Raw genomic sequence first — 23,968 nt, forward strand, 5'->3', positions numbered from 1 at the left:
ACTGTCACCGGCCAGCGCGCCGCCGCCGGCCGTGCGTGCACTGCGTGCGGCGGTGCTCGAGGACCAGGAGGGGGCGCAGTACAGCAGCCGCCGCGGTTGTTCGTGTGCCAGGGTGTCGGGGCCCGGAGCGGGAGGCTGGTCTCTGGCACCGGCGCGGGGCGGCGAACCCGGCGCCGGTCGACGGCGGCACGTGAGCGAAGGAGCAGGCCGCGTTGAAGCTGCTGTACGGCATCGCGGCCAAGCGTGACCTCGTCCCGTCAAACCCGGTGACGCTCGCCTCGCCGTCGGGCGTGAAGACCTCGGACGTGCAGTGGCTCTCGCCCCGGGCCTTTCGGCTGTGGCGCAACGTCGGGCTCAGCGGCATGCTGCCGAGCGGCCTGGAGGACGAGGCGCGGCCGTTCGGCCGGCCGGGACACGGCGTACGCCGACTTGATGTACTCCAGCGGCCTGAGGCGCCGCGAAGGCGGCACCCGCTGCGCCACAGCGCGCAGACGCACCACGGCCGGGCCCGCAACAACACCCAGGGCACCCACGAGCGGGACTACCAGCTTCGGGACGAGGACGCTCGCGCGGCGCGGTGGAGCTCGGACTGGCCCAGGCTCTGGCCTCCGCCCGGCAGACGGTCGCCATGCGCCTGGTCGACGAGGTCGACGCCGCCGGTGAGGTGAGCGCCGAGCTCGTGGCCAAGGGGGCCGGGATCGACGTGGAGGTGGCGCGCCGGATCGTGGCCGGCCGGCTGCGCCCCGGCGTGATGCGCGCGGCCTTCGCCGAGCTGAACATCCCGACCCCGGCGGTGCTGCTCCAGCAGCGGGCCTCGCGCTCCACCACTAGGCCGTGTTTCGGAAGTGGCTTGAGAGGCTGTTGGTTCGTCAGTCCTGAGGCATTGCAGCGAGCCAGCGGTCGTCCTGGAACTCGGCAGGAACCTCGTCCTCCCACGGATCGATCCCGCGGCGCTCCAGTTCATCGAACCACCGGTCCCGCTGCGTCTGGGGGAGACGCCGTCCGCACCACGGGCAGAACTCGATTGTGCTGCTCGAAGTGCCGCCGTCGTGGATGATCAACCCGTACTCCTGGAACTTGGCGCTGAATTTGATCAGCACGTCCGGGCAGGCGAAAGGGTCGTCGTGCTGGTCGCAGGGCACGTTCACGTGGCTGTTCATCGCCTCGCAGCAGTGGTTGGTCATGACCTCGGCTTCTCGTTGATCGACACGATGACCAAAAGTAGATCACGGTCTGTGATGATCACCGGATAGCACGTGGCGATATGACAGACGCGCAGTGGGTCCGACTGGAGTCGCTGTTGCCGAAGGGCAGGAAGCCGGGCAGGCCGCCGACCTGGACGAGACGACAGCTGATCGACGGCATACGGTTCCGGACCCGGACCGGCGTCCCGTGGCGGGACGTGGCCGAGAGGTACGGGGCGTGGGGCCGGGTCTACGAACTATTCCGGCGCTGGCAGCGCGATGGCACCTGGAAGCGGATCCTGGAGGATCTGCAGGCCGATGCGGATGCGAAGGGCCTGATCACCTGGGACGTGTCGGTGGATTCCACCGTCGCCCGGGCCCACCAGCACGCCGCCGGGGCCCGGAAAAGGGGGATCTGCAGAAGGAGCCTCCGGGCGGCGTCGACACTGAGCCGGACCATCACGGGCTCGGACGCTCCAGCGGTGGCCTGACCACCAAGACCCACCTCGCCTGCGAGCAAGGGCAGAAGCCCTTGTCGATGCTGGTCACCCCGGGCCAGTGGGGCGACTCCCCGCAGTTCAAGGCGGTCCTCGGGCGCATCCGCGTGGTCCGGCCGCAGGGCGGGCGTCCCCGCACGCGGCCCGACCGTGTGCTCGGCGACAAGGCATACGGCTCCCGCGCGAACCGCGCCTACCTGCGCGAACGTGGCATCCGCTGCACCATCCCCGAGAAGGGCGACCAGGTCCGCAACCGTAAGAACCGCGGCTCCGCCGGTGGCCGCCCGCTAGCCTTCGACAAGGCGATCTACAAGCAGAGGCACGCTGTCGAGTGCGGCATCAACAGGCTCAAGCGCCATCGCGCAGTCGCGACGAGGCGACAAACTCGCCGTCCGCTACGAGGCCACCGTCCTTGTCGCAGCCATCGACTAATGGCTATGACGGACGGAGCTGCCAATGCTGCCTGCTCGCGTCCGCCATACCCTCGCCGAGGGTCACAGCCAGCCGGCCCAGCCGAAGGTCAGGAGGTAGGCGCGCTTGACCGCAGTCCACCCGCGGCAACCGCCACCGACAACTGCGATAAGGGTGACGGTGAACCAGAACGCAACGGCTCCGCCAACGATCAGAGCCCATACGGTGCCGCCAATGGCAGCGAACAGGACCACGATGAAGCCCGTTATGACGAGCCCGGCATGGGCACCGCCGATACTCACACGAAACATCTCGCGCATGATGCGGCGATCCTCTGCGAGAACCTTCTCGTAAGGGTTCAGCTCTCGCCCTGGACCGTCCTGCTTCCCCGTACCCCGCTCCACGAGCCTCCCTCAACACCCTGGCCAAGCCGAGTCCGGCAATCCCATGGACGCTTCAGCCCGCCACAACGTTGCCTCTCAGCGACTTTCGACACACGACCTAAAGGTTGTTGCAGAACGTCTGGGATAGGGCATTCCTCTTGTATGGGTGGGGTGTTGCGGGCTGAGTCGTTGTGGGTGGAGACGTTCACTGGCTTGCGGATGGGCCGGTTCGAGAAGTTGGTGAAGGTAGTACGGGAGCGGGGTGGAAACGGTCCCGGCGGGGGGCGCCCGTGGTGCCTGCCGCTGGCGGACCGGGTCCTCCTGGTGGCTGTCTACTACCGGACAAACCTCACGATGCGCCAGCTCGCCCCGCTTTTCGGCTGTTCCCCGGCCACCGTCTGCCGGGTCATTCATCGCCTGCGGCCGCTTCTCGCGCTGGAGCCGGCGCCGCGGCCCATCGCGGATGTCGAACGGTTGTGGATCGTGGACGGAACCCTGGTCCCGGTCCGCGACCGTACGGTCGCCGCGTCCTCCCGTAACTATCGGTTCTCGGCGAATGTGCAGGTCATCATCGATGCGGACAGCCGCTTGGTGATCGCCTCAGCCCGCCCCGTCCCCGGGAACAAGGCTGACGCACACGCCTGGCGAGAATCGGATCTGCCCGCCGTCGCGGCCGGGACAACGGTCATCGCGGACGGCGCCTACCTGGGCACCGGTTTGATCGTCCCGCACCGCAGAAGAGCCGGACGCCCACTTCTGCGTGGCCAGGAGGAGGACAACGCCGAACACCGGCGCGTCCGTGCCCGCGTCGAGCACACCTTCGCCCGCATGAAGAACTGGAAAATCCTCCGCGACTGCCGCCAGAAAGGAGACGGACTCCACCACGCCGTCCAAGCCGTCGCCACCATGCACAACCTCGCCATGACCGGCTGAACCAGCAGGTCAAATGCCATCCCGGCCTGCCCCCACCCACCCTTCTGCAACAACCTTTAGATCTGGATCCGTCGCCGTCTGGCTCGGCGGCCGCGGCATCACCGAGCCCCCCCGAGTTCGACCGAAGACAGCCGCGCCGGTGGCGAGCGCACGCCGGTTCACGTCCAGGGAAACGGCGCCACCACACCTTCCAACCGTGCCAGCGGCACGGGGCGCCTTCTCCACCAGCCGAACCGGAGCGGAGTGTCGGGGCGGCCGCTCTCCATACTGATCGGGGCGGCCGCTCTCCATACTGATTGGCATCAAGACCGTTCCCTGGGCCGGAAGGAACTGCTTCGACGTGAGCGGAGCGCCGTCGGCGCTCCGCTCGCGAGGTGACGCGTGCTGACGGGCAATCAGGTCGACTCGCGCACCACGAGTTCGTTCGGCATGATCACCGGCCCTGTGGGGCCGCCGTCGATCAGGCCGAGGAGCAGGTGGACGGCGGCGGTCGCCTGGTCGGCCATCGGGCTGCGCACCGAGGTGAGCGCGGGACTGGTGTAGGACGCGGCTTCGATGTCGTCGAAACCGATGACCGCCACGTCCTCGGGGACGCGTCGGCCCGCTTGTTGGAGGGTGCGCAGGGCGCCGATGGCCATGAGGTCGTTGGCTGCGAACACCGCGTCGAGGTCGGGATCGTCCTCCAGGAGCTGTCGCATCGCTTCGGCGCCGGAGGCTCTGGTGAAGTCGCCCAGTGCCACGATGGAGCGACGGCCGGTGTCACGCAGCGTCTGGCGGTAGCCATCGAGGCGCTCTCGCGCCTCGTACAGTTCGAGCGGGCCGGTGATGGTGGCGATCCGGCGCCGACCGCGCTCAAGGAGATGACGCACGGCCAGCGCCGCTCCGCCGCCGTTGTCCAGCGCGACGTACGGGACGTCCTGTGCGGAGGTGCGGTTGAAGGACACGACAGGCAGGCCCTGCCGTGCCAGTGCGGCCGGCAGCGGGTCCGTACCGTGCAAGGCGACCAGGAGCACGCCGTCGACGTGCCCGCCGGCGATGTACTGCACGACTCTGGTCCGGCTCCGGTCCGATTCCGCGAGCATGAGCACGAGCCGTTTGCCTGCCGTCTCGAGCTCTCTGCTGACGGCGCGGACCACGGCGGAGAAGAGGGGGTCGTCGGAGACGACGCCCTGAGGCGGGTCGGATACCACCACGGCGAGGGTGTCTGTGCGACGGGTGACGAGATTGCGTGCCGCGCCATTGGGCACGTAGCCCAACTCGTTCACGGCGCGCATGACAACGTCTCGGATCTGCGGGGCGACCGTCGTCTCGCCGTTGATGACGCGGGAGACGCTCGATTTGGACACGCCTGCTCGGGCGGCTACCACATCGAGAGTGGGGCGTTTCATACCTGTCCGTCCCCTGTGCCGCCGCCCGGGTTCGTGCGCGGGGCGGGTTTTCTCATCAGTGCAACCTCCGGCTCTGCGTCAAGGCGATGCGAGCAGCGTATCCGCAGGCCGGGGCGGCATGAGCATGCCCGTCTGCGCCGTCCTCCTCAGTGTCACGACCGCAGTTGTCGGCGCGCCGCGTAGACCATGAGAGACCGCTCCCTCAATGCGTCGAAGGTGTTACGCCACTGTTTTTTCGAGGTGAAGGAGCTCTTGACAGCCTAGGGCAGCCCCTCCATCCTCCCTCTCAGGGAGCGCTCCCTGACCTCCCCCCACACGAGGAGTCGCCCATGCAAGCGCCGCTGCGCCGCTTCAGCTTATTTTTGGCCCTCGCGGCCGCACTGCTCTCCTTCATCGCTCTCCCTACCCCTTCCGCGCAGGCGGCGGAGGTGCTGCTCTCTCAGGGAAAGCCCGCCACCTCCTCGAGTACCGAGGGAAACTTCAACGCTCGGAGCGCCGTCGACGGCGACCCGGGGACGCGCTGGTCCAGCGCCTTCGCCGACCCGCAGTGGATTCAGATCGACCTCGGGGCAAGTGCCGGGATCAGCCGAGTCGTCCTCAACTGGGAAGCCGCGTACGGCACGGCGTTCAGGATCGAGGTATCGAGCGACGCGCAGAGGTGGACCGTCGTCCACCAGACGGCCACGGGCACGGGCGGCACCCAGAACCTGGCCGTCTCCGGCACCGGCCGCTATGTCCGCATGTACGGGACTCAGCGCGCCACCTCTTACGGCTACTCGCTGTGGGAGTTCCAGGTGTACGGCACCGCCGGCGGTCCCGGCGGTGACACCGCAGGACTGCTCTCCTACGGCAGGCCGGGCGCGGCTTCCTCATCCCAGAGTGACCAGAACTGCTGGGAATGCACGCCGGCCAGGGCTTTCGACCGGGATCCGGCCTCCCGCTGGTCCACAAGCTCCACCACGGGATGGACCGATCCGGGCTGGATCTCCGTCGACCTCGGGGCGACGGCGCAGATCGACAAGGTCGTCCTGCAGTGGGATCCCGCCTACGCCAAGTCCTTCCAGATCCAGGTCTCGTCGAACGGAGCCGACTGGACACCGATCTATTCGACGACGTCCGGCACGGGCTTCAAGCAGACACTGGCCGTCTCCGGCACCGGCCGCTATGTCCGCATGTACGGGACCCAGCGCGCCACCCCTTACGGCTACTCGCTGTGGGAGTTCCAGGTGTACGGCACCGGCGGCGCTCCGATCCAGGCGCCGCCTCTGCCAAGCGACCCCGCGAACCCCCCGCGGCTGGTGTGGAGCGACGAGTTCGACGGCGCCGCAGGCGGCAGACCCGACTCCGCGAAGTGGAGGGCCGACCCGGGCACCGGGCCGAACAACGAGCTGGAGAACTACACCGACCACCGCAACGCCGCCCTGGACGGGGCGGGGCACCTCGTGATGGAAGCACGCAAGGAGGTCACGGCCGGGTCGTCCTGCCCGCGTGACCCACTGAGCGGCAGCACCACGTGTCAGTACACCTCGGCGCGGATGAACACCGGCGCGACGTTCCAGTTCACCTACGGGCGCGTCGAAGCACGAATCAAGGTGCCCAAGGGCAACGGACTGTGGCCCGCCTTCTGGATGATGGGCGGCGACTTCCTGACGGGCCGGCCGTGGCCGTACAACGGCGAGATCGACATCATGGAAATCCTCGGCAAGGACGTGAAGACCGCGTACTCGACCGTCCACGCGCCCGCCTACAACGGCGGGGGTGGAATCGGCGCGCCGTACACCTTGCCCGGGAACGCCGACTTCTCCGACGACTTCCACACCTGGGTCGCCGACTGGAACAGCAAGGGCATCACCTACAGCCTGGACGGCCGGACCGTTCTGACTCTCGACAAGGAGCAGGTGGAGCAAACACGCGGACCGTGGATCTTCGACCACCCTCACTACCTGATCCTCAACCTGGCGGTCGGAGGTGACTGGCCGGGCCCGACAGACGCCGGCACCCCCTTCCCCGCCAAAATGCTCGTCGACCACGTGCGCGTCTACCAGTGACCCCAGGCCGCCCGGTGACCGCGAGGGCACCGGGCGGTTCCGCCCGCTCCCCGTGGGCGGCCCTCCGAAACAGCCGGGCTCCCCGGCGGGCACACACCACTGTCCGCCTTCCGCTCTCCCCTCGCGGCACTTCGGCAAGCAGACCCGCCCCCCTGATGCCCGTAAGGAAGTGAAATGCGCAGATATCCCGCCCATCTGTACACACTGTTGGCGAGCGCTCTGGCGGTCGTGCTGGCCGCCGCCCTGAGCCTGACCGTGTCGACCCAGCAGGCGCAGGCCGCGACGGTCACCGTCCAGGCCGAGTCCTACGCAGCGCAGTCGGGTGTCGTGCCGGAGGCGACCGGGGACATCGGGGGCGGACAGAACGCCGCGTTCCTCGCCGACGGCGACTGGATGCGCTTCGACAACGTCGACCTCGGCGCGGCCGGCCGGCTGACGGTGTCGGCCCGGATCGCGTCCGCCGTCGGCTCGGGCACCGTGGAATTCCGCACCGGCAGCCTGACCGGACCACTGCTCGCCGTCATACCGGTCTCCCCGACCGGCGGTTGGCAGACCTGGGCGACCCAGACCACCGATGTCACCACCCATCCCACCGGTCCGCAGACGGTGTTCACCGTGCTCCGCAGCACAGCCACAGGTGACTTCGTCAACATCAACTGGTTCTCCTTCGTCGGCGCCGGCGACAGCCCGGCGGCCGGATGGGTCCCCATCGACCAAGCTCAATGGAACGCCCAGTTGGCGCAGTTCCGTGCGATGACGCCCGCCGCCGTACCCGCCGGCATCGTCCGGGTGCCGGAGTTCAACGCCACCTGCTCCTACAGCCACTCCAAGCCGGACGACCCCATCGTCCTGCCGGGCCTGCCCGGTGCGTCCCACATGCACAGTTTCTTCGGCAACAAGAGCACCGACGCGTTCTCCACACCCCAGTCGCTGCTGACCAACACGCCCACCAGTTGCACCCCTGCCAACGACCTCTCGGCATACTGGATCCCAACCCTGTACGAAGGCGACAAGGCCGTCGAAGCCGAGGGCATGATCGTGTACTACGGTTCCCGGCTCATCGACCCCTCGGCAACCGTGCCCTTCCCGCAAGGGTTCCGCATGATCGCGGGCAACGCCAAGACCCAGACGCCCACCCCGGCGGGCTCGCCGGGCCAGTACTGGTGCGCCGGCGAGGGCGGTGAGATCGGCCGCAGCGCCGACGGCAACTGGCCCCGCTGCGCCCCGCAGGCCCATCTCACCCACCAACTCGTCTTCCCCGACTGCTGGGACGGCAAGAACCTCGACAGTCCCGACCACAAGTCGCACGTGGCGACCACCTACGACGGCAAGTGCAGCGGCGCCTACCCTGTCGCCATCCCCAACCTCTCCTTCGTCGTCAGCTATCCGACCAGCGGCAGCACCGCGGGCTTCCGGCTGGCCTCGGGCATGGCATCGTCCATCCACGGGGACTTCTTCAACGCCTGGGACAACGCAGGTCTCGGGCACCGCGTGAAGGACTGCATCACCCAGAAGGCCAAGTGCAACTCCGCCGGCACATTCTGACCCTGTGGCCGGCATGCGCCATGGTGGTGGCGCTGCCGGCCGTCGGCTGCACCTCGCAGCCGACGGCCGGCGCGTCGCCGGGACCGGCCTTCAACGCTACCGACACCGCTTGGATCCTGTTGATGATCCCCATGGCCGAGCGTGCGCAACTCCTGACCGATCTGGCTCCCTCCCGCACGGCGGACCCGAACCTGGCCGAGCTGGCTGCGAAGACCGGATCGACACTACGCGGAGACCTCCGTCGACTGCGCGCGGTGCTGCGTCTCTCAGGCGTCCCCGACACCCACCCCCACGAGGGGCACGACATGCCGGGCATGGTGAGCCCCGGCACCCTCGAGAAGGCGGCAGCCACGAACGGCCAGGCGTTCGACCGGGTTCTCACCGACGCGCTGCGTGCCGGCTTCACGCAGTCCCGGTTGCTCTGCGCCGGCGAACAGGCCCATGGCCGGGCCGACGAGGCGACGGAACTGGCCGCAGCCATCGCAAGGAGCACGGCCGAGCAGACCTCCCGGCTGGACAAGCTGCGAGCAGCGCAGCCTGGCCCTGTCTCCGTAGGACGCCCGCTCTGGCCGCCCCGAGCGGAAGGACTTGGATCCGGGACGCCTACGCCGAGAACCATCGCCCGCGCTCCGAACTCGCGAACTTCTGCGCTCTGACGGGGCAGCACTCCAATCTGCGAGAGCCCCACGGCGGGAATCCCTTGCGAGTCGTCCCTAGGCCTCGCAGACGATGCCTGTTCCGCGAGGATGCACCGTCGTCGGGAGAAGGAGGACGGGGGCGCGGAGGGAGAGGAACCGTCACCATCGCCCTCCGGCTGGAGGATCGGCACGCGCGTGCGCGGGTACTGGAGGAACCGCTGCCGAGCGCATTTTTCAGCAGGCTGCCATCCATGTCCGGGATCAGTCCGCGGGCAGCGTCCGGGCCAGGGACCGCATCACGGGCTCGCGCCGGATGTCGATGTGGGAGAACGTCAGCGCCTCGGCGAGGCGCGGGCGGCCGGCACCGATGGCGTCGCAGATCTGCCGGTGCTCGGCACAGTGCTGCTCGGCGCCGCGCTCGGTGCCCGTGAGCCGGAACAGCCAGTGCATCAGGCCCAGGGAGGGTTGGAAGGAGGACTGGAGCAGTCGGTTCCCGGTCATGGTGATGAGCTCCGCGTGGAAGGCGGTGTTCGCGGCCGCGATTCCCGCCGCGTCGCCGCGCTCTGTCGCCGCCCCGGCCTCGTCCAGCACCTTGCGCAACACGTCGTGGCAACCGCCGCGCGCGACGATCTCGGCCGCCCGCCGTGCGGCGAACACCTCCAGACTCAGCCGCAGGTCGAAGAGTTCGTCGACGTCTCGGAGGGTGAGCCGGCGCACGCGTGCGCCGCGCCGCGGTTCCAGGACGACGAGCCCCTCGGTGGCGAGCCGCATCAGGGCCTCGCGCACCGGGACGCGCGAGACGCCGAGCGCCTCCGCGAGTTCGCGCTCACGCAGCCGCGCGCCGGGCATGTACGCCCCGGAGTGGATGCCGGTCCTGATCAGCTCCTCGGTGCGTGCCCCGTGGGAGCCGGAAAGTTCGGCCGCCTCGACGCGCGTCACGCACAGGCCTCCCGCTCCGGAGCGCGGAACGCCGGGAAGGTGGCCGGGAAGAGCTCGGCCGTAGCGCGGCGCTCCACGTCGCGCTCGCTGTAGGCCGCCCGCATCCGTTCGAAGAGAGCCTGGGCGTCGCGCCGCAGGGCCTCCAGGTCGATCCCGGGCAGACCGCTGTCCACCAGGACCGGGCGGCCCGCGACGACCGAGTCCGTCGCCTGCCGTGCCGTGCCGTTGAGCAGGAACGTCCGTACCGGGTCGTCCAGGACGCCGTCGCGGATGTCGTCGAGCGAGAAGGCGACCAGGTCGGCCTGGGCGCCGGGCGCGATCCGGCCCAGGTCGTCGCGGCCCAGGGCGCGGGCACCGCCCAGGGTGGCAGCCTCCACGTACTGTTCGGCGGGCGCGGCGTCCGAGCGGCCCTCGGCGATCTTGGCCAGGTGCACACCGACGTCCATGCCGCGGATCAGGTCCGGCGGGAAGGAGTCCGTGCCCAGGCACAGGTTCACCCCGGCGTCGCGGTACGCCCGGAACGAGTGCAGCATCTCGCCGTAGCGCAGGGACGTCTGCGGGCAGTGGATCACCGAGACGCCGCTGCGGGCGAGCAGCGCCAGATCGCCGCGGTCCTCGCCGTGCACCGCGGGGTGCCGGTCGATGGTGACGGTGTGCGGGATCAGCAGGTTCGGGTTCAACAGGTCGTGCTTTTCGAGGAGTTCGAGGGTGGACAGACCGTGCCGGCGCCGGATGATGTCGCGCTCGACCAGGCCCTGGAGTGCGTGCAGCCGGATCAGGACGCCGCGTTCCCGCCCGATCCGTGCCGTCTCGCCGAGCAGTTCCTCGGTGAGCGTCTCGATGCGGCAGGGCAGCAGGACGCCGGTCAGCAGGGGGTCATCGAGCTCGGCGAGATGGTCGAGGAAGCGGACCGCGTCGCGCAGGCCCGCACGGCCCGCCTCCTCGTCGAAGGCGACGTCGCGGGTGCCGTCGGGCAGGACGACGTTGACGCCCGAACGGTAGGCGGGACCGAGGTATCCGCGCAGTCCGATCCGGCGCGCGGTACGCGCCATGCCGACCAGTTCCTCGTAAGGCTCCGCCCAGCGGCTGTGCACCTCGGAGGCGATCGGCATGAACGTCGTGATGCCGTGCAGCGCGAGCTGGGCGAGGGCGTACGTGCGGATCGTCGCCCGCTCCCGCGGGGTGAACACGTCGTGGCGGCGGTGGGTGAAGTAGTCGAGCGACCACTGCAGGCCCTTGCCCCGCTCGGGGCCGGCCCAGGAGTCGATCACGAGATGATCGACGTCGGTGAGCGCGTCAAGGTCGATGAGCCCCGGCATGACCAGGGATTCGCCCAGGTCCCGCTCCTCGTCGACAGCGCCCTCGTAGCGCGGCCCGACGTAGACGACCGTGTCGTCCTCCCACACCACCTCGCCGTCCCGCAGCAGCGCGTGGCCGCCGCCCTGGTGGGCGAGTATGTGCCGGGCGCGCCAGCGGGTGCGCATGTTGCCTCCTGGGGTCCGTCTCCGCGGACGCGTGCGGCTCACCGTCCGTCGGACTACTGATCGTACGAGTTGGTATACCGAATCGGAAGAGCAGGCCGGTCACCGTCACGACCGGAAGTCCGGCTCTGATGAATTGCCCCACTATCCCCACAGGTCGCCCGCTTCGGTATACCAAAAACTGGTCACCCCTTTCGCGCCAGTGACTTCTTGGTATACCGTCCGGCCAACCTTCCCCCGAGCGCCGAACGGAACTCCCGACGTGACGGATTCCCCTGTGCTGCCCGCGCGGCAGCCCTCCGACGCCGATGCCGGAGGCGTGCCCGACTCCCCGCCGCCCGCGGCGGCTTCGGCCCCGCCCACCATCGCCGCCCGCTCCCTGCTCGGCACGGCATGGCTGCGCATCCGGCGCAGCAAGATCGCGCTCGCCGCGCTCGCCGTGGTGGTCCTCATGATCCTTTTCGCGGCGCTCGCCCCGCTGCTCACCGCGATCGAAGGCCAGGACCCCTACACCACCCGCACCAGCCCGGACGTCCTCGACGACTACGGCACGCCAGGACTCCCGCTGTCCTACTACCGCTTCCCGTCCGCCGACCACTGGCTCGGCGTCGAACCGGGCCTCGGCCGCGACCTCTTCGCCCGCATGGCGCACGGCGCTCAGGTCTCCCTGATCATCGCGCTGCTCGCGACCGCCGTCTCCGTCGTACTCGGCACCGTGCTCGGCGCGGCCGCCGGCTACTTCGGCGGCAAGGTCGACATGGTGATCAGCCGCATCATGGACCTGTTCCTGGCCTTCCCGCACCTGCTGCTCGTACTCTCGCTCACGCCGATCCTGCAGTCCCGGCTCGGCGACACGGCGCTCGGGGACGGCAGCCTGCTGCCGATCGCCTCGCTCGTGATCATCCTCGGCTTCTTCGGCTGGGCCTATCTGGCTCGCGTCGTCCGCGGCCAGGTGCTGTCCATCCGCGAGCAGGAGTTCGTCGAGGCGGCCCGTGCCTACGGGGCCTCGCACCGCTCGATCATCCTGCGCCAGATCGTCCCCAACGTCATGGGCGTCGTCCTCGTCTACGCCACGATGATGATCCCCACGAACATCACCGCCGAAACCGCGCTCTCCTTCCTCGGCGTCGGCGTGAAGGACCCCACCCCGTCGTGGGGCCAGATGCTCAACGCCGCCCAGGCCGGCAACTGGTACCTGACCGACCCCTGGTTCCTCGCCGTCCCCGCCGGCGCCCTGGTGATCACGGTCCTCGCCTTCAACCTTCTCGGCGACGCGGTCCGCGACGCCCTCGACCCCAAGTCCTCCCGTGGCTGACCCCGGGCGGCACCACCAGGAAAACCAGGAGCAGCAGTGAATCGACGCACCACGGCGGCGCTCGCCCTGGCGGCGGCCACCGGACTGACCCTCACCGCGTGCGGTGGCCCCAGGCCCGCGCCCGGCTCGGGCTCCCGCGCCCCCGCCGACGCCTTCGAGGCCGTCAAGGTCGGCGAGGGCGACACGACCCGGGGCGGCAACGTCAACGTCCTGATGTCCACCGACTTCCAGACCCTCGACCCGGGCAACAGCAACTACGTCCAGACGGCCAACGTCGGCCAGCTCTATTACCGCACCCTCACCATGGCGAAGGAGGAGGCGGGCAAGCCCCCGAAGATCGTTCCCGACCTCGCCACCGACCTCGGCAAGGTGTCCAAGGACGGACTGACCTGGACGTACACCCTGAAGAAGGGGCTCAAGTTCGAGGACGGCTCACCGATCACCGCCAAGGACGTCAAGTACGGCGTCGAGCGGACCTACGCCCGCGACGTCTACACACAGGCGCCGCAGGAACTGAACGCGGCCCTGTCCGACGACGGCTACAAGGGCCCCTACGCCAAGGGCTCCGCCGGTGACTTCAAGGGCATCGAGACACCCGACGGCCGTACGGTCGTCTTCAGGCTGAAGCAGCCCTTCGCCGAGTTCCCCGCGCTCGTCTCGCGCTCCAACACCGCCCCCGTGCCCCGGGCGAAGGACACCAAGCTCGACTACACCAACCACCCGGTGTCCACCGGCCCGTACAAGATCAAGCACTACGACCGCGGCCGCTCCATGCAGCTCGTGCGCAACCCCGCGTGGGACCCGGCGACCGACCCGAACCGCACCGCGCTGCCGGACACCTTCACCTTCAGCCTCTCCACCGCCCAGTCGACCATCAGCCAGCAACTGCTCGCCGACTCCGACGCGACGGCCCTCACCCTCGACAGCGCGGGCGGCCTCCAGGCGTCCGACGCGGCGAAGCTCGACACGGCGAACGTCGCGCGGCGCACCGCCTCCGGGCTGATCGGCTGCACCGACGTCCTGGACTTCAACACCGAGTCCATCAAGGACCCGGTCGTGCGCGAGGCGATAGCCGTCGCCATCGACCGCAAAGCCATCCACCTCCAGTACGGCGGCGCCCGCTTCGGCAAGCTCACCCAGTCGTACATCAATTCCGACCAGCGCGGATACGTCACCCAGCACACGGCCCTCGACCCGTCGGGGCAGCCCCGGGTGGCGGCGGCCAAGAAGCTCCTCAAGGGCCGCGACTACCCGAAGAAGCTCGTCTACGGGTACGCCGACGCGACGCCCCGCTTCAAGAACATGGGCACCTCGCTCCAGCAGAACCTGAAGCAGATCGGCATCGACCTCGAACTGCGCGCCATCCCCGCCGCGAACTACTACACGACGCTCGCCGGCGAGAACATGCCGGACATCGCCCGCAGCGGCTGGTGCGGTGGCGCCGACAGCGGTTCGGTGCGCACGACCGTCGACCCGAACCTGGGCCCGAGCGTCGACGGCAAGTCCTTCGGCTTCTCCAACATCCCCCGCTACCACAACCCGGAGATCGCCGGCGCCATGTACGCGCTGCGCGGCGAGAACGGTACGAGCGAGGACCTCGGCCGCAAGTGGGCGACGCTCTTCGACCGGGGCATGCAGGACTACCCGCTCGTCCCGCTGATCAGGAGCGTCACCCGCAGCGTCGTCGGATCCCGCATCCGCAACGCGCAAGTCGGTTACTTCTTCGGCTCCATCGACCTGTCGACCGTCTCGGTCGTGTCCAAGAAGGGGTGACCATGCCCGCCTTTCTGCTACGGCGTCTCGGCGCCACCGTCGTCCTGCTGATCGTCATCAGCTTCGTCACCTTCAGCCTGTTCCAGTTCGGGCCCGCCGACCCGGCCGCCGCGGCCTGCGGCCAGGAGTGCACGCCCGAACGCGTCGCCGAGGCGCGCGTCGCCCTCGGCATGGACAAGCCGTTCCTCACCCAGTACCTGACCTACATGTCCGGCCTGTTCCACGGGCGGACAGTCGGCGCGGCCGGCGCACAGTCGCTGTGCGAGTGGCCCTGCTTCGGCAAGTCCTTCCAGACGAACGAGGACGTCACGGCCGTACTGGAACGCGCCCTGCCCTACACCGTCTCCGTCGCCGTCGGAGCGATCGTCCTGTGGACGGTCGCGGGCGTCACCCTCGGTACGCTGGCCGCGCTGCGCAAGAACCAGCTCACCGACAAGGTGATCGTCGGCGCCGCCTCCATCGGCGTGTCCCTGCCGATCCCGGTCACCGGTCTGCTCCTGCTCCTCGTCTTCGTCTCGACGTTCGACCTGCTGCCGTTCACGACGAACGCCATCACCTCACCGTTCGGCCCCGCCGGGTTCGGCGGCTGGTCCCAGAACTATCTGCTGCCCTGGGTCGCGCTCGCCGTCCTGTTCAGCGCCCAGTACATCCGCGTCACCCGCAGCTCCATGCTGGAGACGCTCGGCGAGGACTTCATGCGCACCGCCCGCTCCAAGGGCCTGTCGAAGACCGTGATGGTCGTCCGGCACGGCGCCCGCGCCGGGCTCACCCCCGTCGTCACCATGCTGGGCCTCGACATCGGCCTGCTGCTCGGCGGCGCGGTCCTCACCGAGCAGATCTTCTCCGTCCCCGGAGTCGGCTTCACGGCCGTACGGGCCGCGCAGGCCGGCGATCTGCCCGTGACCATGGCGATCACCCTGCTCGCCGCCTTCTTCATCATCGTCGCCAATGTCGTCGTCGACGCCGTCTACGCCGTCATCGACCCGCGAGTGAGGGCCGCCTGATGTCCACCTCCACCGAGCAACCCCTGCTCCGCATGAGCGACTTGCGCGTCGCCTTCCCCACCGACGACGGACTCGTGCACGCCGTCAACGGCATGGACCTCACCCTGAACCGGGGCGAGACCGTCGGCCTCGTCGGCGAGTCCGGCTCCGGCAAGACCGTCACCAGCCAGGCGCTGATGGGCCTCCTCAAGGAGAGCCGGGCACAGGTCACCGGCGAGATACTGCTCGACGGGACCGACCTCAACTCCTTGTCCGAGGACCGGATGCGGACCTGGCGTGGCAAGAAGATCGCCATGATCTTCCAGGACCCGCTCTCCGCTATGCACCCCTTCCACACCGTCGGCGCGCAGATCGCCGAGGCGTACCGCGTCCACAACAAGGTGTCGCGCAAGGCCGCGCTCGCCGTCGCCGTCGACATGCTCGGCCGGGTGGGCATCCCCGACCCGAAGCGGCGGGCCGGCGCCTTCCCGCACGAGTTCTCCGGCGGCATGCGCCAGCGCGCGATGATCGCCATGGCGCTCGTCTGCGAACCCGAACTGCTCATCGCCGACGAACCGACGACCGCTCTCGACGTCACCGTGCAGGCGCAGATCCTCGACCTGCTCGGCGAACTCCAGCAGGAGACCGGCACCGCCGTCGTCCTCGTCACCCACGACCTCGGCGTCGTCGCCGAGGTCTGCCACCACGTCGCCGTCATGTACGGCGGACAGTGCGTGGAGCGGGGCAGCGTGCGCGAGCTGTTCCGGGACCCGCGCCACCCCTACACCCAGGGCCTGCTGGCCTCCATGCCGACGCTCGGCGACAACGGCGAACGGCTGCGCCCGATCCCCGGCTTCCCGCCGTCGCTCACCACGCTGCCCACCGGGTGTCTCTTCGCCGACCGCTGCCCGCAGACCCACCTCGTGCCCGACGGGCTGTGCCACAGCGAGCGGCCGGCCTTCATCACGGCCGAGGCGGCCGACCATCCGTCCCGGTGCCACCAGGAGCATCTCGCCGTCGCCGGGAGAACCACCGGGGACACCGTCGGCAACACCACCGAGGAGGCCCCGCGATGACCACCACCGAGCAGACCCCGCTGCTTGAGGCCGACGGCCTGACCAAGTACTTCCCGGGCAGGGGCGGCCTGATGGGCCGCGGCGGCGCCCCGATCAAGGCCGTCGACGGTGTCAGCTTCTCCGTCGGCGCGGGACAGACCCTCGGCATCGTCGGCGAGTCGGGGTGCGGAAAGTCCACCACCGGGCGGCTGCTGATGCGCCTCCTCGAACCCACCTCGGGCACCGTCCGTCTCGACGGCCGCGACATCGGCGCGATGAAGCGGGCCGAGGCGCAGGAGTACCGGCGCCAGGTCCAGATGGTGTTCCAGAACCCCACCTCGTCCCTCAACCCCCGGCAGACGGTCGGCGCCGCCATCGCCGCCCCGCTGCATGCCCAGGGCATCGACCCGGCCGGCGGGATCAGGACGCGCGTACGGGAACTGATGGACCGGGTGGGCCTGCGCCCCGACCACTACAACCGGTTCCCGCACGAGTTCTCCGGCGGGCAGAAGCAGCGCGTAGGCATCGCCCGCGCCCTCGCGCTCGAACCACGCCTGATCATCTGCGACGAGCCGGTCTCCGCCCTCGACGTCTCGGTCCAGGCGCAGGTCGTCAACCTCCTCCAGGACATCCAGGCCGACACCGGCGTCTCGTACCTCTTCATCGCCCACGACCTGAGCGTCGTACGGCACTTCGCCGATCGCGTCGCCGTCATGTACCTCGGCAAGGTCATGGAGAGCGGAGTGACCCGGGACGTCTTCGACCGCCCCCGCCACCCCTACACCCGGGCCCTGCTCTCCGCCGTGCCCCAGCCCGACCCGGACGCCGACCGGGGCCGCAGGATCCGGCTCAGCGGAGACCTGCCCACCCCGGCGAACCCGCCTTCCGGCTGCGTGTTCCGTACGCGCTGCCCGCTGCGCCCCACCCTCGGCGAGGCCGAACAGGCGCGCTGCGCGGGGGAGGTGCCGGCCGTGGCGAGCGACGAAGGACCCGCCTGCCACTTCGCCGACCGGGCCGTCGCCGCCCCCCACTGATCCGACATCCGCCGACCGACCGACAACGTAAGGAAGTTGCACCACATGCTCATCCGTGACGTCCGCCCCTGGGGCGGCGAGCGCAGTGACGTCCAGCTCGACGGCACCCGCATCGCCGCGATCCGCCCGCACGATCCGGCGGCCACACCCGCCGCAGAGGTCGTCGAGGGCCGCGGCCGCCTGCTCCTGCCGGCCTTCAGCGACGTCCACGTCCACCTGGACTCCACCCGCGTCGGCCTGCCGTTCCGCCCGCACACCGGCGGCCCCGGCGTGTGGACGATGACGATGAACGACCGCGAGAACTGGCGCGACGCCGAGGTCGCCCTCCCCGAGCGGGTGGCCGGCACCCTGGAGCGCATGATCGCCCGCGGTACGACGCGGGTGCGCACGTACGCGCAGGTCGACGTGGACTGCAAGCTGGAGAAGTTCGAGGCGGTCGTCGCCGCCAAGGAGAAGTTCGGGCACCTCGCCGACGTCCAGATCATGACGTTCCCGCAGGCCGGCATCCTGCTCGAGCCCGGCACCGCCGACTACCTGGAGGCCTCGCTCAAGGCGGGCGCCGACGTGATGGGCGGCATCGACCCCTGCACTCTGGACCGTGACCCCAAGGGCCATCTCGACGTGGTCTTCGGCCTTGCCGAGAAGTACGGCGTCGAGGTCGACATCCACCTGCACGAGCCCGGCGAGCTGGGCGTCTTCTCGACGGATCTGATCCTGGAGCGGGTGCGCGCGCTCGGTATGCAGGGCAAGGTCACCATGTCGCACGCCTACGAGCTCGGCTCGGTGAACGAATCCACCAGCCTTCGCCTGATCGAGGAGTTCGCGGAGCTCGACATCGCCATGGCGACCGTCGCCCCCGCGGGCCGCGGCCAACTCTCGCTCGTCCAGCTCACCGAGGCCGGCGTCCGCGTCGGCCTCGGCGAGGACGGGCAGCGCGACTACTGGAGCCCGTACGGCAACTGCGACCTGCTCGACCGCACCTGGCAGCTCGCCTTCACCAACAACTTCCGCCGCGACGACCACATCGAGATGTGCCTCGCGGTGGCGAGCATGGGCGGCGCCTCCATCATGAGCCACGACGTCCCGCGCCTCGCCGGGGTGACCGACCGGCCGGGCCTCGCGGTCGGCGACCGCGCCGATCTGCTCCTCGTCGACGGCGAGACGCCGAGCAGCGCCGTCATGGACCGCAGCACCGACCGCACGGTCCTGCACGACGGCCGGGTCGTGGCGGACGGCCTCGAAGTGGTCACCGCCGCCAAGTAGGCGTCACCACCGCCATGCAGGGGCCACCACCGTCATGTGGGTGACGCAAGGTGCGGGCGCGGGAACCCGGGAAATCCCCCGGGTTCCCGCTCCTGCCTTGGTCATCGGCGTGTCCCAGGTCCGGGGCCATGGTCCGCGATCCGTAACGATCCCGCGTGAGCGGTACGGACCGTTCTCTACCGCGGGCAGATTTGCCCCGACATCGAGTGGGCGATGCCGTGCTCGACCAGGATCCGGCGTGCCGTGCTCGACCAGGATCCGGCGTGGGGAGTGCCCCTTGCGCCGGCACTCCTGGATCTCCTTGCAGCAATCCGGAACGTTCTTCCTGAGCTTGCGGGGTCGCCCCCGCCGCCACGCCCCCTACGCGGCTCTACGCTGGCGCCGTTCCAGGTTCTTCGCCGCCTTACGGCGTCCGGGCGCGTGGACGTCGACCAGGACGCCCGCCCCTTGGCCCGGGTGCGCTTCCCAGTCGCGCAGCCTGGTGACGGTCTCACCCAGTCGCGGGTCCCCAGGCTGGACATCGAGGTAGAACAGAGCCTCGTCCGGCGTCCGGTCGTCGCCTCCCCAGCGGACCACACCGTCGAGTTCGGCGAGAATGTCCCGGATCACCGCCACCTGGGGGCTGAAGAACCCGCCGTGAGCGCCGGCCGGGTAGGACTCGGGCCGGATACGGATCCCCGTGCCCGAGGCCAGATTGGACTCCGGGTGACTCCGGCGCACCTTCTCGGGCGCCGACCAGCCGACGACGTCCTCCCTGCGGAGGGAGTCGATCTCGTAGTGGAAACGCCGGACGACGTGGAGGAGCACGATCTCCGCGTCTCCTATGCGTACTTGGACCCCGTCGATGGGCGTTCCAGGAACGGGCCGCGTGTAGATGTTGCCGCGGTCGTCGGCGATCTTCTCCATCTCCCACCCGTTGCTGGAGGTGACGCCCGACAGCACCCGCGCGTGGCGGGCGCGGGCTTCGCGGATCGACGCCCTGATCCTGTCCGGATCCGGGCCCTGCGCCGCGTAGGCGGGCGCGGAGAGAAGAAGTGAGCCGGGGATCGCGGCGGCGGCGGTGACAACGGCTGCTCGGGTGAGGAAACCCCGTCGTGACACGTTCATGAATCATGCTTCCTGTTCGAAGGGGCGGGCGTCCGGTCGGCGCGCTCCGCCGCGCCGACCGCGAAGATGCCGGAGACCGCGGCGGTCAGCGCGAGGAGAGCCGTCGCAGGGTTCACGTACCCGGGCACGGTGGAGGTGGTGTAGGTACCGCCGCCGGTGAGGTGGCAGTCGAAACGCAGCGGGATCCAGCCGACGTCGTACCCGTCGACCCGCTCCGCGGATTCGGGCCCGTCCTCCCGGCAGGGGCCGATGGGGGCCGAGTCCGTCCCTCCGTCCTCCGCGTCCAGCACGGCGATCTCGACGTGCGCCATGCCCCATACGTAGAGCGCGAGGGCGGCTGCTCCGGTGAGCAGTGCGGCCGCCCGGGCCCACGACGGGCCGGAGCGGTCACCGCTCCTCACCACGGCTCGCAGTCCGCGTACGAGGAGGAGCACGGCGAGGACAGCGCCTGCCAGCACGGCGAGGAGCAGCAGGAGGAACAGCATGGGCGCCGCCCCTACGAGTGCCGGGAGATGGAGTTGTACTTCTCCATGATCTGGTAGACGCCCATACGCTTGCCGGCGTCCTCCACGGCCTGGTCGCCGAACCCCTGGTAGCGGCGGATGACCTCGAAGACCTCGAAGTCGGTGTAGTCCAGGCGCATGGACCGCAGAGGCGTCTCGTCGTGGTCGCCGTTCGGTTTTCCGTCCGCGTCCCACAGGTGCACCATGCAGAGTGTCTGCAGCGCGAACTCCTCGCTGTCGTAGATGCGCTTCCACATCGAGTAGAGGTCGTCGTCGTCGGTCGGGTCGGTGGGGGTGCCGGTCGCGTACCCGCGGCTGATGCCGTGGTTCCAGGCGGAGATCGCCGTGTACCCGCGGCATTGGCCGATGCCGGTCGACGACTCGATGAACTCGCCCGTCGTGTTGTACGCGAGGATGGTGGCCAGGTCTTTGCTCTCGTCCTCGATGCCGATGTGCCGCATCTCCCAGTAGGCGGAGGTCTGCATGAGCGCCTTGCGCATGTTGAACCGGTGGGAGAGGTCCGTGATCAGGTCATCGTGCTCCACGACGGTCGTGTCGAAGACCTTCCAGTGCTGGTAGGTCTTGGTCCCGCCGTCGAGGGGGAAGCCGATGGACTCCATGTACCTGCCGACGTCCGTCATCATCGACTGGCTGACCCCGCCGTTCAGCAGGGTGTCGGGAACGGCCGCGCGCGGCGGGTCGAAGGACCCCTGCCCGGTGTCGCGGCCCGAGGCGATGTTGTTGTCGATCTCTATCGCGCCGGCACCGGTCCCCACGGTCCGTGTCACGATCTGGTCGTACGCCCAGTCGGGTGGCAGGGAGTAGCCGTAGTTTCCGGAGAAGCCGGAGGACATGTCGGAGACGAACGATGCGGAGGAGTGGCCGGCCTCGCCCACCCGGGTACACACGTTGCGCGGCCCGTACACGCCGATCTTGTAGCGGTTGCCGTCGTCGGCGACGGCGTCCTCGATGCCCTTGAAGTGGGGCAGGACGTTGGACGTGACGTCTGCGTCCAGAGCGTCGAAGTCCACGGCGAAGTAGATCCGGGTCCCGGCCTTGAAACCGTGATCGAGCGCGGCGTTCACCGCTGCCTGTCCCGCGGCCCGGCCGGCGGGGTAGCTGAAGCCGGACGCCTCCCGGCCCCAGGTCTGGTAGATGGGGAAACAGCGCAGTCCGTTGTCCGCGATCGTCTGGAGCTCGCCCGGCTGGATCGGCTTCTCGGGGAGCGAGGTGGCACTGGCGTTGGTCAGGTAGCGGCCTATGTAGATGATCCCCTCGGACTTGAGCGTGGCCGCCCGGGCGGGAGTGATCTTCGTGACGCCGTCACAGGCCGCGCCCTTGCGCGTCTGGTCGCCGTACGAGACCAGGAGTGATGCCCAGGTCTGGAAGTTTCCGGTGCTGGTGACCGGGAGCGCCGCAAACGACTGGAAGGCCCCCACAGCACTTGCGAGGCTGGCGCCGAAGGAGCTGGAGAACGCGACCGGCCGGTTGTTGAGGATCATCGCGCCGGTGAACAGGGAGACCCAACTGCCCGAGGAACCCACGCTCACCGTGTGCGACTTGAGACCGGACTGGGTGCCCGGGCCGAAAACACCGTTCGCGGTGCCGTCGGCCATGCCCAGTTCGTACTGGACCGCGAAGAGCATGGACTTGGCGACGTCCCGCGAGTTGTGGCCGTCGCAGGGAATGATGAAGAAGTCCTGCCGGTTCGCGTAACGGCCGTTCAGCCACCGCTGGACGCCCCGGATCTCGTTGGATCCGTTGTTCACGCTGACGTAGGCGTCCATGTTCAGCAGGCCCTTGAAGACCTTGGGACGCAGGTCACTGCCCGGGTAGAGGCCGTCGACGCCCATGTCGGTCTTCAGAGCCGAGATCCCCGCTGCCACGCGCGAGTTGTAGATGCCGTCGATGTCACCCCCGTCGTATCCCTTGCAGTACATCGCCGACTGGATGATCCTGCAGAAGTTCGCCGAAGGGACGGTCGCGCTGTTCAGCGCGGGGTACTTCGCCGTCAGCGCGGAGAGCGTCGTGGGGCCGAAGCTGTTCGAGAGTGAGCTGATGCCCAGCTCGTACTGCAGTGCCCGGGTCAGGGCGTACATCGTGTTCCAGCCGGTCTGGCCGTTCTCCTCGACCGTCATGCCTATCTGGCTGCCATAGACGGTGTTCACGAAGCGCTGGGCGCGTCTCACCATTTCGTCGGCCATGTGCAGTAGATCCCCTTCGGTTCGCGGTCACGGTCGCGGTGCGGTGGGTGGTGCGGCGTCAGTCGCGAGGAGCTCCGGGATGCCTGTGCCTCAGCGGTGCGTCGGCCGGACTGCGCGGGACGTGCGTGGAGTGGCCCGCGGCGGACGGCGGTGGGCGGCCGTCCGCAGCAAGGGGCCCGGTGTCGGGGAACGGACAGGGAACGGCTCTCGCCGCGGCTCCGCCTCGGCGTCCGGCACCGCCCTCGGTCCCAAACGCGCGTCCTCGGGTGTGACGGCGGGATCACGATAGGCACGGCGTGATCCCGTGTCACCATCCGTGAAGATCACTGACGCCGGTGGCTGGTAGTCGCCCAGAAACCGGAAGCTCAATCGGGTCGGCACGCATCCCCTCGTGGCAGGCGCGGCTCTCGTGCCCCAGGAGAAACGGAGGTGACGACTCGATCCCGGCTCCCCCATATTTGGCCGATACACGCTCATCCGAAGCAGCTCTGGCCACCTCAGTACCTGAGTCTCGGTGCGGGGCGGCAGGGCAGTACGGCCGTTGAGGCTTGATCCGTGGCACACAGGGCTTGCGCCGGCCGCTCCGGCGCCGCGGTCGCATCGGGGGACGGAAGCTGACCGCGCACGAGGGCGACGAACCTGCGGGAGCGCTCGGCCCCTGGCCCGATCCCGGCCTCCAGGCTGCGCAGCACGGCGGCAGCGGTGAGGTCGTTGGGAGCCTGGATGTCCTTCGGCTGGTCCGCTCGGCTACGCCGCGAACGCCCCCGTGCGCCCGTGACCCGGCATCAGGTGACGCTCCTCATTTCCCTCCTGCGGCAGGCGCCTCGGCCAGCCCTCCACTCTCTTCTCCGACCGCCGCGACCTGGCGGCGTAGCAGGCGTCCGGGAACGTCGAGCTCCACGAGCAGGACAAGGGCGAGGACGCCCATGGCGGTGAGCGTGGCCATCGCGGTACCCAGTTCCCAGACGTCTCGGAGGAGCGCGCCGAGCCAGGGGCCACACCGCCGCCCACGGCGCCGATGTTGTAGACGGCACCGAGGTCGGATGCCCGGGTGCGGGCGTCGAAGAAGTCGTAGACGTACTTGGGGAGCAGGCCGGAGATGCCGAAGTCGACCTCAAGTCGAGTGCCGTCGGGCACCGATTCGTCGATCCGTATTTCGCCACCGATACGGGCGTAGACCCTGGCAGTCAGGGACATCCCGGCAGCCAGGCTCGCTTGGCGGGTGATGATGACTGCCGTCGCCCACTGTCGCGGCCCGACGCTCCATCAAGTGGTGACGTCATC

20 protein-coding genes and 1 pseudogene are annotated in these 23,968 nt (G+C 69.3%); 12 read left to right on the plus strand and 9 right to left on the minus strand.

Annotated features, from left to right (window positions below; genetic code table 11):
* Positions 1–212 precede the first annotated feature (212 nt).
* Positions 213–668: a hypothetical protein gene (locus ACFUNE_RS11200; RefSeq protein ID WP_383565097.1), complete on the plus strand. Its 456-nt coding sequence runs from the start codon at positions 213–215 to the stop codon at positions 666–668.
* Between the two features lie 201 nt (positions 669–869).
* On the opposite strand, the gene ACFUNE_RS11205 is transcribed toward ACFUNE_RS11200, so the two are convergent.
* Positions 870–1,184, minus strand: a complete 315-nt coding sequence (locus tag ACFUNE_RS11205; protein ID WP_383565099.1) for a DUF6980 family protein — start codon at positions 1,182–1,184, stop codon at positions 870–872.
* A 65-nt stretch (positions 1,185–1,249) separates the two neighbouring features.
* Between ACFUNE_RS11205 and ACFUNE_RS11210 the strand changes: the two are divergent.
* Positions 1,250–2,113: pseudogene (locus ACFUNE_RS11210) on the plus strand (IS5 family transposase).
* A 62-nt stretch (positions 2,114–2,175) separates the two neighbouring features.
* Here ACFUNE_RS11210 and ACFUNE_RS11215 read toward each other — a convergent pair.
* A complete protein-coding gene (locus ACFUNE_RS11215) occupies positions 2,176–2,412 on the minus strand; it encodes a hypothetical protein (RefSeq protein WP_383565101.1) in 237 nt (78 codons plus the stop codon).
* Between the two features lie 225 nt (positions 2,413–2,637).
* Here ACFUNE_RS11215 and ACFUNE_RS11220 point away from each other — a divergent pair, with 225 nt between their 5' ends.
* On the plus strand, positions 2,638–3,408 hold the full coding sequence (locus ACFUNE_RS11220; RefSeq protein WP_383565103.1) for a transposase: 771 nt from the start codon (positions 2,638–2,640) through the stop codon (positions 3,406–3,408).
* 395 nt (positions 3,409–3,803) lie between these two features.
* On the opposite strand, the gene ACFUNE_RS11225 is transcribed toward ACFUNE_RS11220, so the two are convergent.
* On the minus strand, positions 3,804–4,796 hold the full coding sequence (locus tag ACFUNE_RS11225; protein WP_383565105.1) for a LacI family DNA-binding transcriptional regulator: 993 nt from the start codon (positions 4,794–4,796) through the stop codon (positions 3,804–3,806).
* 329 nt (positions 4,797–5,125) lie between these two features.
* Between ACFUNE_RS11225 and ACFUNE_RS11230 the strand changes: the two genes are divergently transcribed.
* From ACFUNE_RS11230 to ACFUNE_RS11240, 3 genes are all read left to right on the plus strand, one after another.
* Complete coding sequence (locus tag ACFUNE_RS11230; RefSeq protein WP_383565107.1) at positions 5,126–6,844, plus strand: discoidin domain-containing protein; 1,719 nt, start codon at positions 5,126–5,128, stop codon at positions 6,842–6,844.
* A 174-nt stretch (positions 6,845–7,018) separates the two neighbouring features.
* Positions 7,019–8,389 (plus strand): DUF1996 domain-containing protein, encoded by a 1,371-nt coding sequence (locus ACFUNE_RS11235; RefSeq protein WP_383565109.1) that lies wholly within the window; start codon positions 7,019–7,021, stop codon positions 8,387–8,389.
* A 20-nt stretch (positions 8,390–8,409) separates the two neighbouring features.
* Complete coding sequence (locus ACFUNE_RS11240) at positions 8,410–9,045, plus strand: DUF305 domain-containing protein (RefSeq protein WP_383565111.1); 636 nt, start codon at positions 8,410–8,412, stop codon at positions 9,043–9,045.
* Between the two features lie 243 nt (positions 9,046–9,288).
* Here the strand turns inward: ACFUNE_RS11240 and ACFUNE_RS11245 are convergent, their stop codons facing one another.
* The gene (locus tag ACFUNE_RS11245; protein WP_383565113.1) at positions 9,289–9,966 is read right to left on the minus strand and encodes a GntR family transcriptional regulator; all 678 of its coding nucleotides are present in this window, start codon (positions 9,964–9,966) and stop codon (positions 9,289–9,291) included.
* Positions 9,963–11,450 carry a chlorohydrolase family protein gene (locus ACFUNE_RS11250; RefSeq protein ID WP_383565115.1) on the minus strand — a complete coding sequence of 496 codons (1,488 nt, stop codon included), beginning with the start codon at positions 11,448–11,450 and terminating at the stop codon, positions 9,963–9,965. Before ACFUNE_RS11250 ends, ACFUNE_RS11245 begins: the two co-directional genes overlap by 4 nt.
* 274 nt (positions 11,451–11,724) lie before the next feature.
* On the opposite strand from ACFUNE_RS11250, the gene ACFUNE_RS11255 reads away from it, so the two are divergent.
* From ACFUNE_RS11255 to ACFUNE_RS11280, 6 genes are read left to right on the plus strand one after another with little or no spacing between them, the layout of a single operon-like run.
* On the plus strand, positions 11,725–12,762 hold the full coding sequence (locus ACFUNE_RS11255) for an ABC transporter permease (protein ID WP_383565708.1): 1,038 nt from the start codon (positions 11,725–11,727) through the stop codon (positions 12,760–12,762).
* A 36-nt stretch (positions 12,763–12,798) separates the two neighbouring features.
* Positions 12,799–14,535, plus strand: coding sequence for an ABC transporter substrate-binding protein (locus tag ACFUNE_RS11260; protein ID WP_383565117.1), 1,737 nt, complete (start codon positions 12,799–12,801; stop codon positions 14,533–14,535).
* 2 nt (positions 14,536–14,537) lie between these two features.
* A complete protein-coding gene (locus tag ACFUNE_RS11265; RefSeq protein WP_383565119.1) occupies positions 14,538–15,539 on the plus strand; it encodes an ABC transporter permease in 1,002 nt (333 codons plus the stop codon).
* On the plus strand, positions 15,539–16,594 hold the full coding sequence (locus ACFUNE_RS11270; RefSeq protein WP_383565121.1) for an ABC transporter ATP-binding protein: 1,056 nt from the start codon (positions 15,539–15,541) through the stop codon (positions 16,592–16,594). Before ACFUNE_RS11265 ends, ACFUNE_RS11270 begins: the two co-directional genes overlap by 1 nt.
* The gene (locus tag ACFUNE_RS11275) at positions 16,591–17,607 is read left to right on the plus strand and encodes an ABC transporter ATP-binding protein (RefSeq protein ID WP_383565123.1); all 1,017 of its coding nucleotides are present in this window, start codon (positions 16,591–16,593) and stop codon (positions 17,605–17,607) included. The genes ACFUNE_RS11270 and ACFUNE_RS11275 overlap by 4 nt, the downstream gene beginning before the upstream one ends.
* Positions 17,608–17,652: 45 nt before the next feature.
* Entirely contained in the window at positions 17,653–18,870 is a 1,218-nt protein-coding gene (locus ACFUNE_RS11280) for an amidohydrolase (RefSeq protein WP_383565125.1), read from the plus strand.
* Between the two features lie 360 nt (positions 18,871–19,230).
* Here the strand turns inward: ACFUNE_RS11280 and ACFUNE_RS11285 are convergent, their stop codons facing one another.
* The 4 genes from ACFUNE_RS11285 to ACFUNE_RS11300 all read right to left on the minus strand — a co-directional run bounded on the left by ACFUNE_RS11285 (position 19,231) and on the right by ACFUNE_RS11300 (position 23,881).
* Entirely contained in the window at positions 19,231–19,977 is a 747-nt protein-coding gene (locus ACFUNE_RS11285) for a twin-arginine translocation signal domain-containing protein (protein ID WP_383565127.1), read from the minus strand.
* Positions 19,974–20,462, minus strand: coding sequence for a hypothetical protein (locus ACFUNE_RS11290; RefSeq protein WP_383565129.1), 489 nt, complete (start codon positions 20,460–20,462; stop codon positions 19,974–19,976). Before ACFUNE_RS11290 ends, ACFUNE_RS11285 begins: the two co-directional genes overlap by 4 nt.
* A gap of 11 nt (positions 20,463–20,473) precedes the next feature.
* On the minus strand, positions 20,474–22,684 hold the full coding sequence (locus ACFUNE_RS11295) for a glycoside hydrolase domain-containing protein (RefSeq protein ID WP_383565131.1): 2,211 nt from the start codon (positions 22,682–22,684) through the stop codon (positions 20,474–20,476).
* A 747-nt stretch (positions 22,685–23,431) separates the two neighbouring features.
* Positions 23,432–23,881, minus strand: coding sequence for a hypothetical protein (locus ACFUNE_RS11300; protein ID WP_383565133.1), 450 nt, complete (start codon positions 23,879–23,881; stop codon positions 23,432–23,434).
* Positions 23,882–23,968 lie beyond the last annotated feature (87 nt).

This window comes from Streptomyces sp. NPDC057287, assembly GCF_042667905.1.
Taxonomy (GTDB): domain Bacteria; phylum Actinomycetota; class Actinomycetes; order Streptomycetales; family Streptomycetaceae; genus Streptomyces.

Excerpts from the sequence above, each read along its gene's own strand:
- ACFUNE_RS11230 (WP_383565107.1), top strand. The coding sequence starts at position 5,126 with ATGCAAGCGCCGCTGCGCCGCTTCAGCTTATTTTTGGCCCTCGCGGCC.
- ACFUNE_RS11300 (WP_383565133.1), bottom strand. The coding sequence starts at position 23,881 with ATGTCCCTGACTGCCAGGGTCTACGCCCGTATCGGTGGCGAAATACGG.
- ACFUNE_RS11285 (WP_383565127.1), bottom strand. The coding sequence starts at position 19,977 with ATGAACGTGTCACGACGGGGTTTCCTCACCCGAGCAGCCGTTGTCACC.
- ACFUNE_RS11225 (WP_383565105.1), bottom strand. The coding sequence starts at position 4,796 with ATGAAACGCCCCACTCTCGATGTGGTAGCCGCCCGAGCAGGCGTGTCC.
- ACFUNE_RS11280 (WP_383565125.1), top strand. The coding sequence starts at position 17,653 with ATGCTCATCCGTGACGTCCGCCCCTGGGGCGGCGAGCGCAGTGACGTC.
- ACFUNE_RS11240 (WP_383565111.1), top strand. The coding sequence starts at position 8,410 with ATGGTGGTGGCGCTGCCGGCCGTCGGCTGCACCTCGCAGCCGACGGCC.
- ACFUNE_RS11290 (WP_383565129.1), bottom strand. The coding sequence starts at position 20,462 with ATGCTGTTCCTCCTGCTGCTCCTCGCCGTGCTGGCAGGCGCTGTCCTC.
- ACFUNE_RS11265 (WP_383565119.1), top strand. The coding sequence starts at position 14,538 with ATGCCCGCCTTTCTGCTACGGCGTCTCGGCGCCACCGTCGTCCTGCTG.
- ACFUNE_RS11250 (WP_383565115.1), bottom strand. The coding sequence starts at position 11,450 with ATGCGCACCCGCTGGCGCGCCCGGCACATACTCGCCCACCAGGGCGGC.
- ACFUNE_RS11270 (WP_383565121.1), top strand. The coding sequence starts at position 15,539 with ATGTCCACCTCCACCGAGCAACCCCTGCTCCGCATGAGCGACTTGCGC.
- ACFUNE_RS11235 (WP_383565109.1), top strand. The coding sequence starts at position 7,019 with ATGCGCAGATATCCCGCCCATCTGTACACACTGTTGGCGAGCGCTCTG.
- ACFUNE_RS11275 (WP_383565123.1), top strand. The coding sequence starts at position 16,591 with ATGACCACCACCGAGCAGACCCCGCTGCTTGAGGCCGACGGCCTGACC.
- ACFUNE_RS11205 (WP_383565099.1), bottom strand. The coding sequence starts at position 1,184 with ATGACCAACCACTGCTGCGAGGCGATGAACAGCCACGTGAACGTGCCC.
- ACFUNE_RS11295 (WP_383565131.1), bottom strand. The coding sequence starts at position 22,684 with ATGGCCGACGAAATGGTGAGACGCGCCCAGCGCTTCGTGAACACCGTC.
- ACFUNE_RS11215 (WP_383565101.1), bottom strand. The coding sequence starts at position 2,412 with ATGCGCGAGATGTTTCGTGTGAGTATCGGCGGTGCCCATGCCGGGCTC.
- ACFUNE_RS11220 (WP_383565103.1), top strand. The coding sequence starts at position 2,638 with ATGGGTGGGGTGTTGCGGGCTGAGTCGTTGTGGGTGGAGACGTTCACT.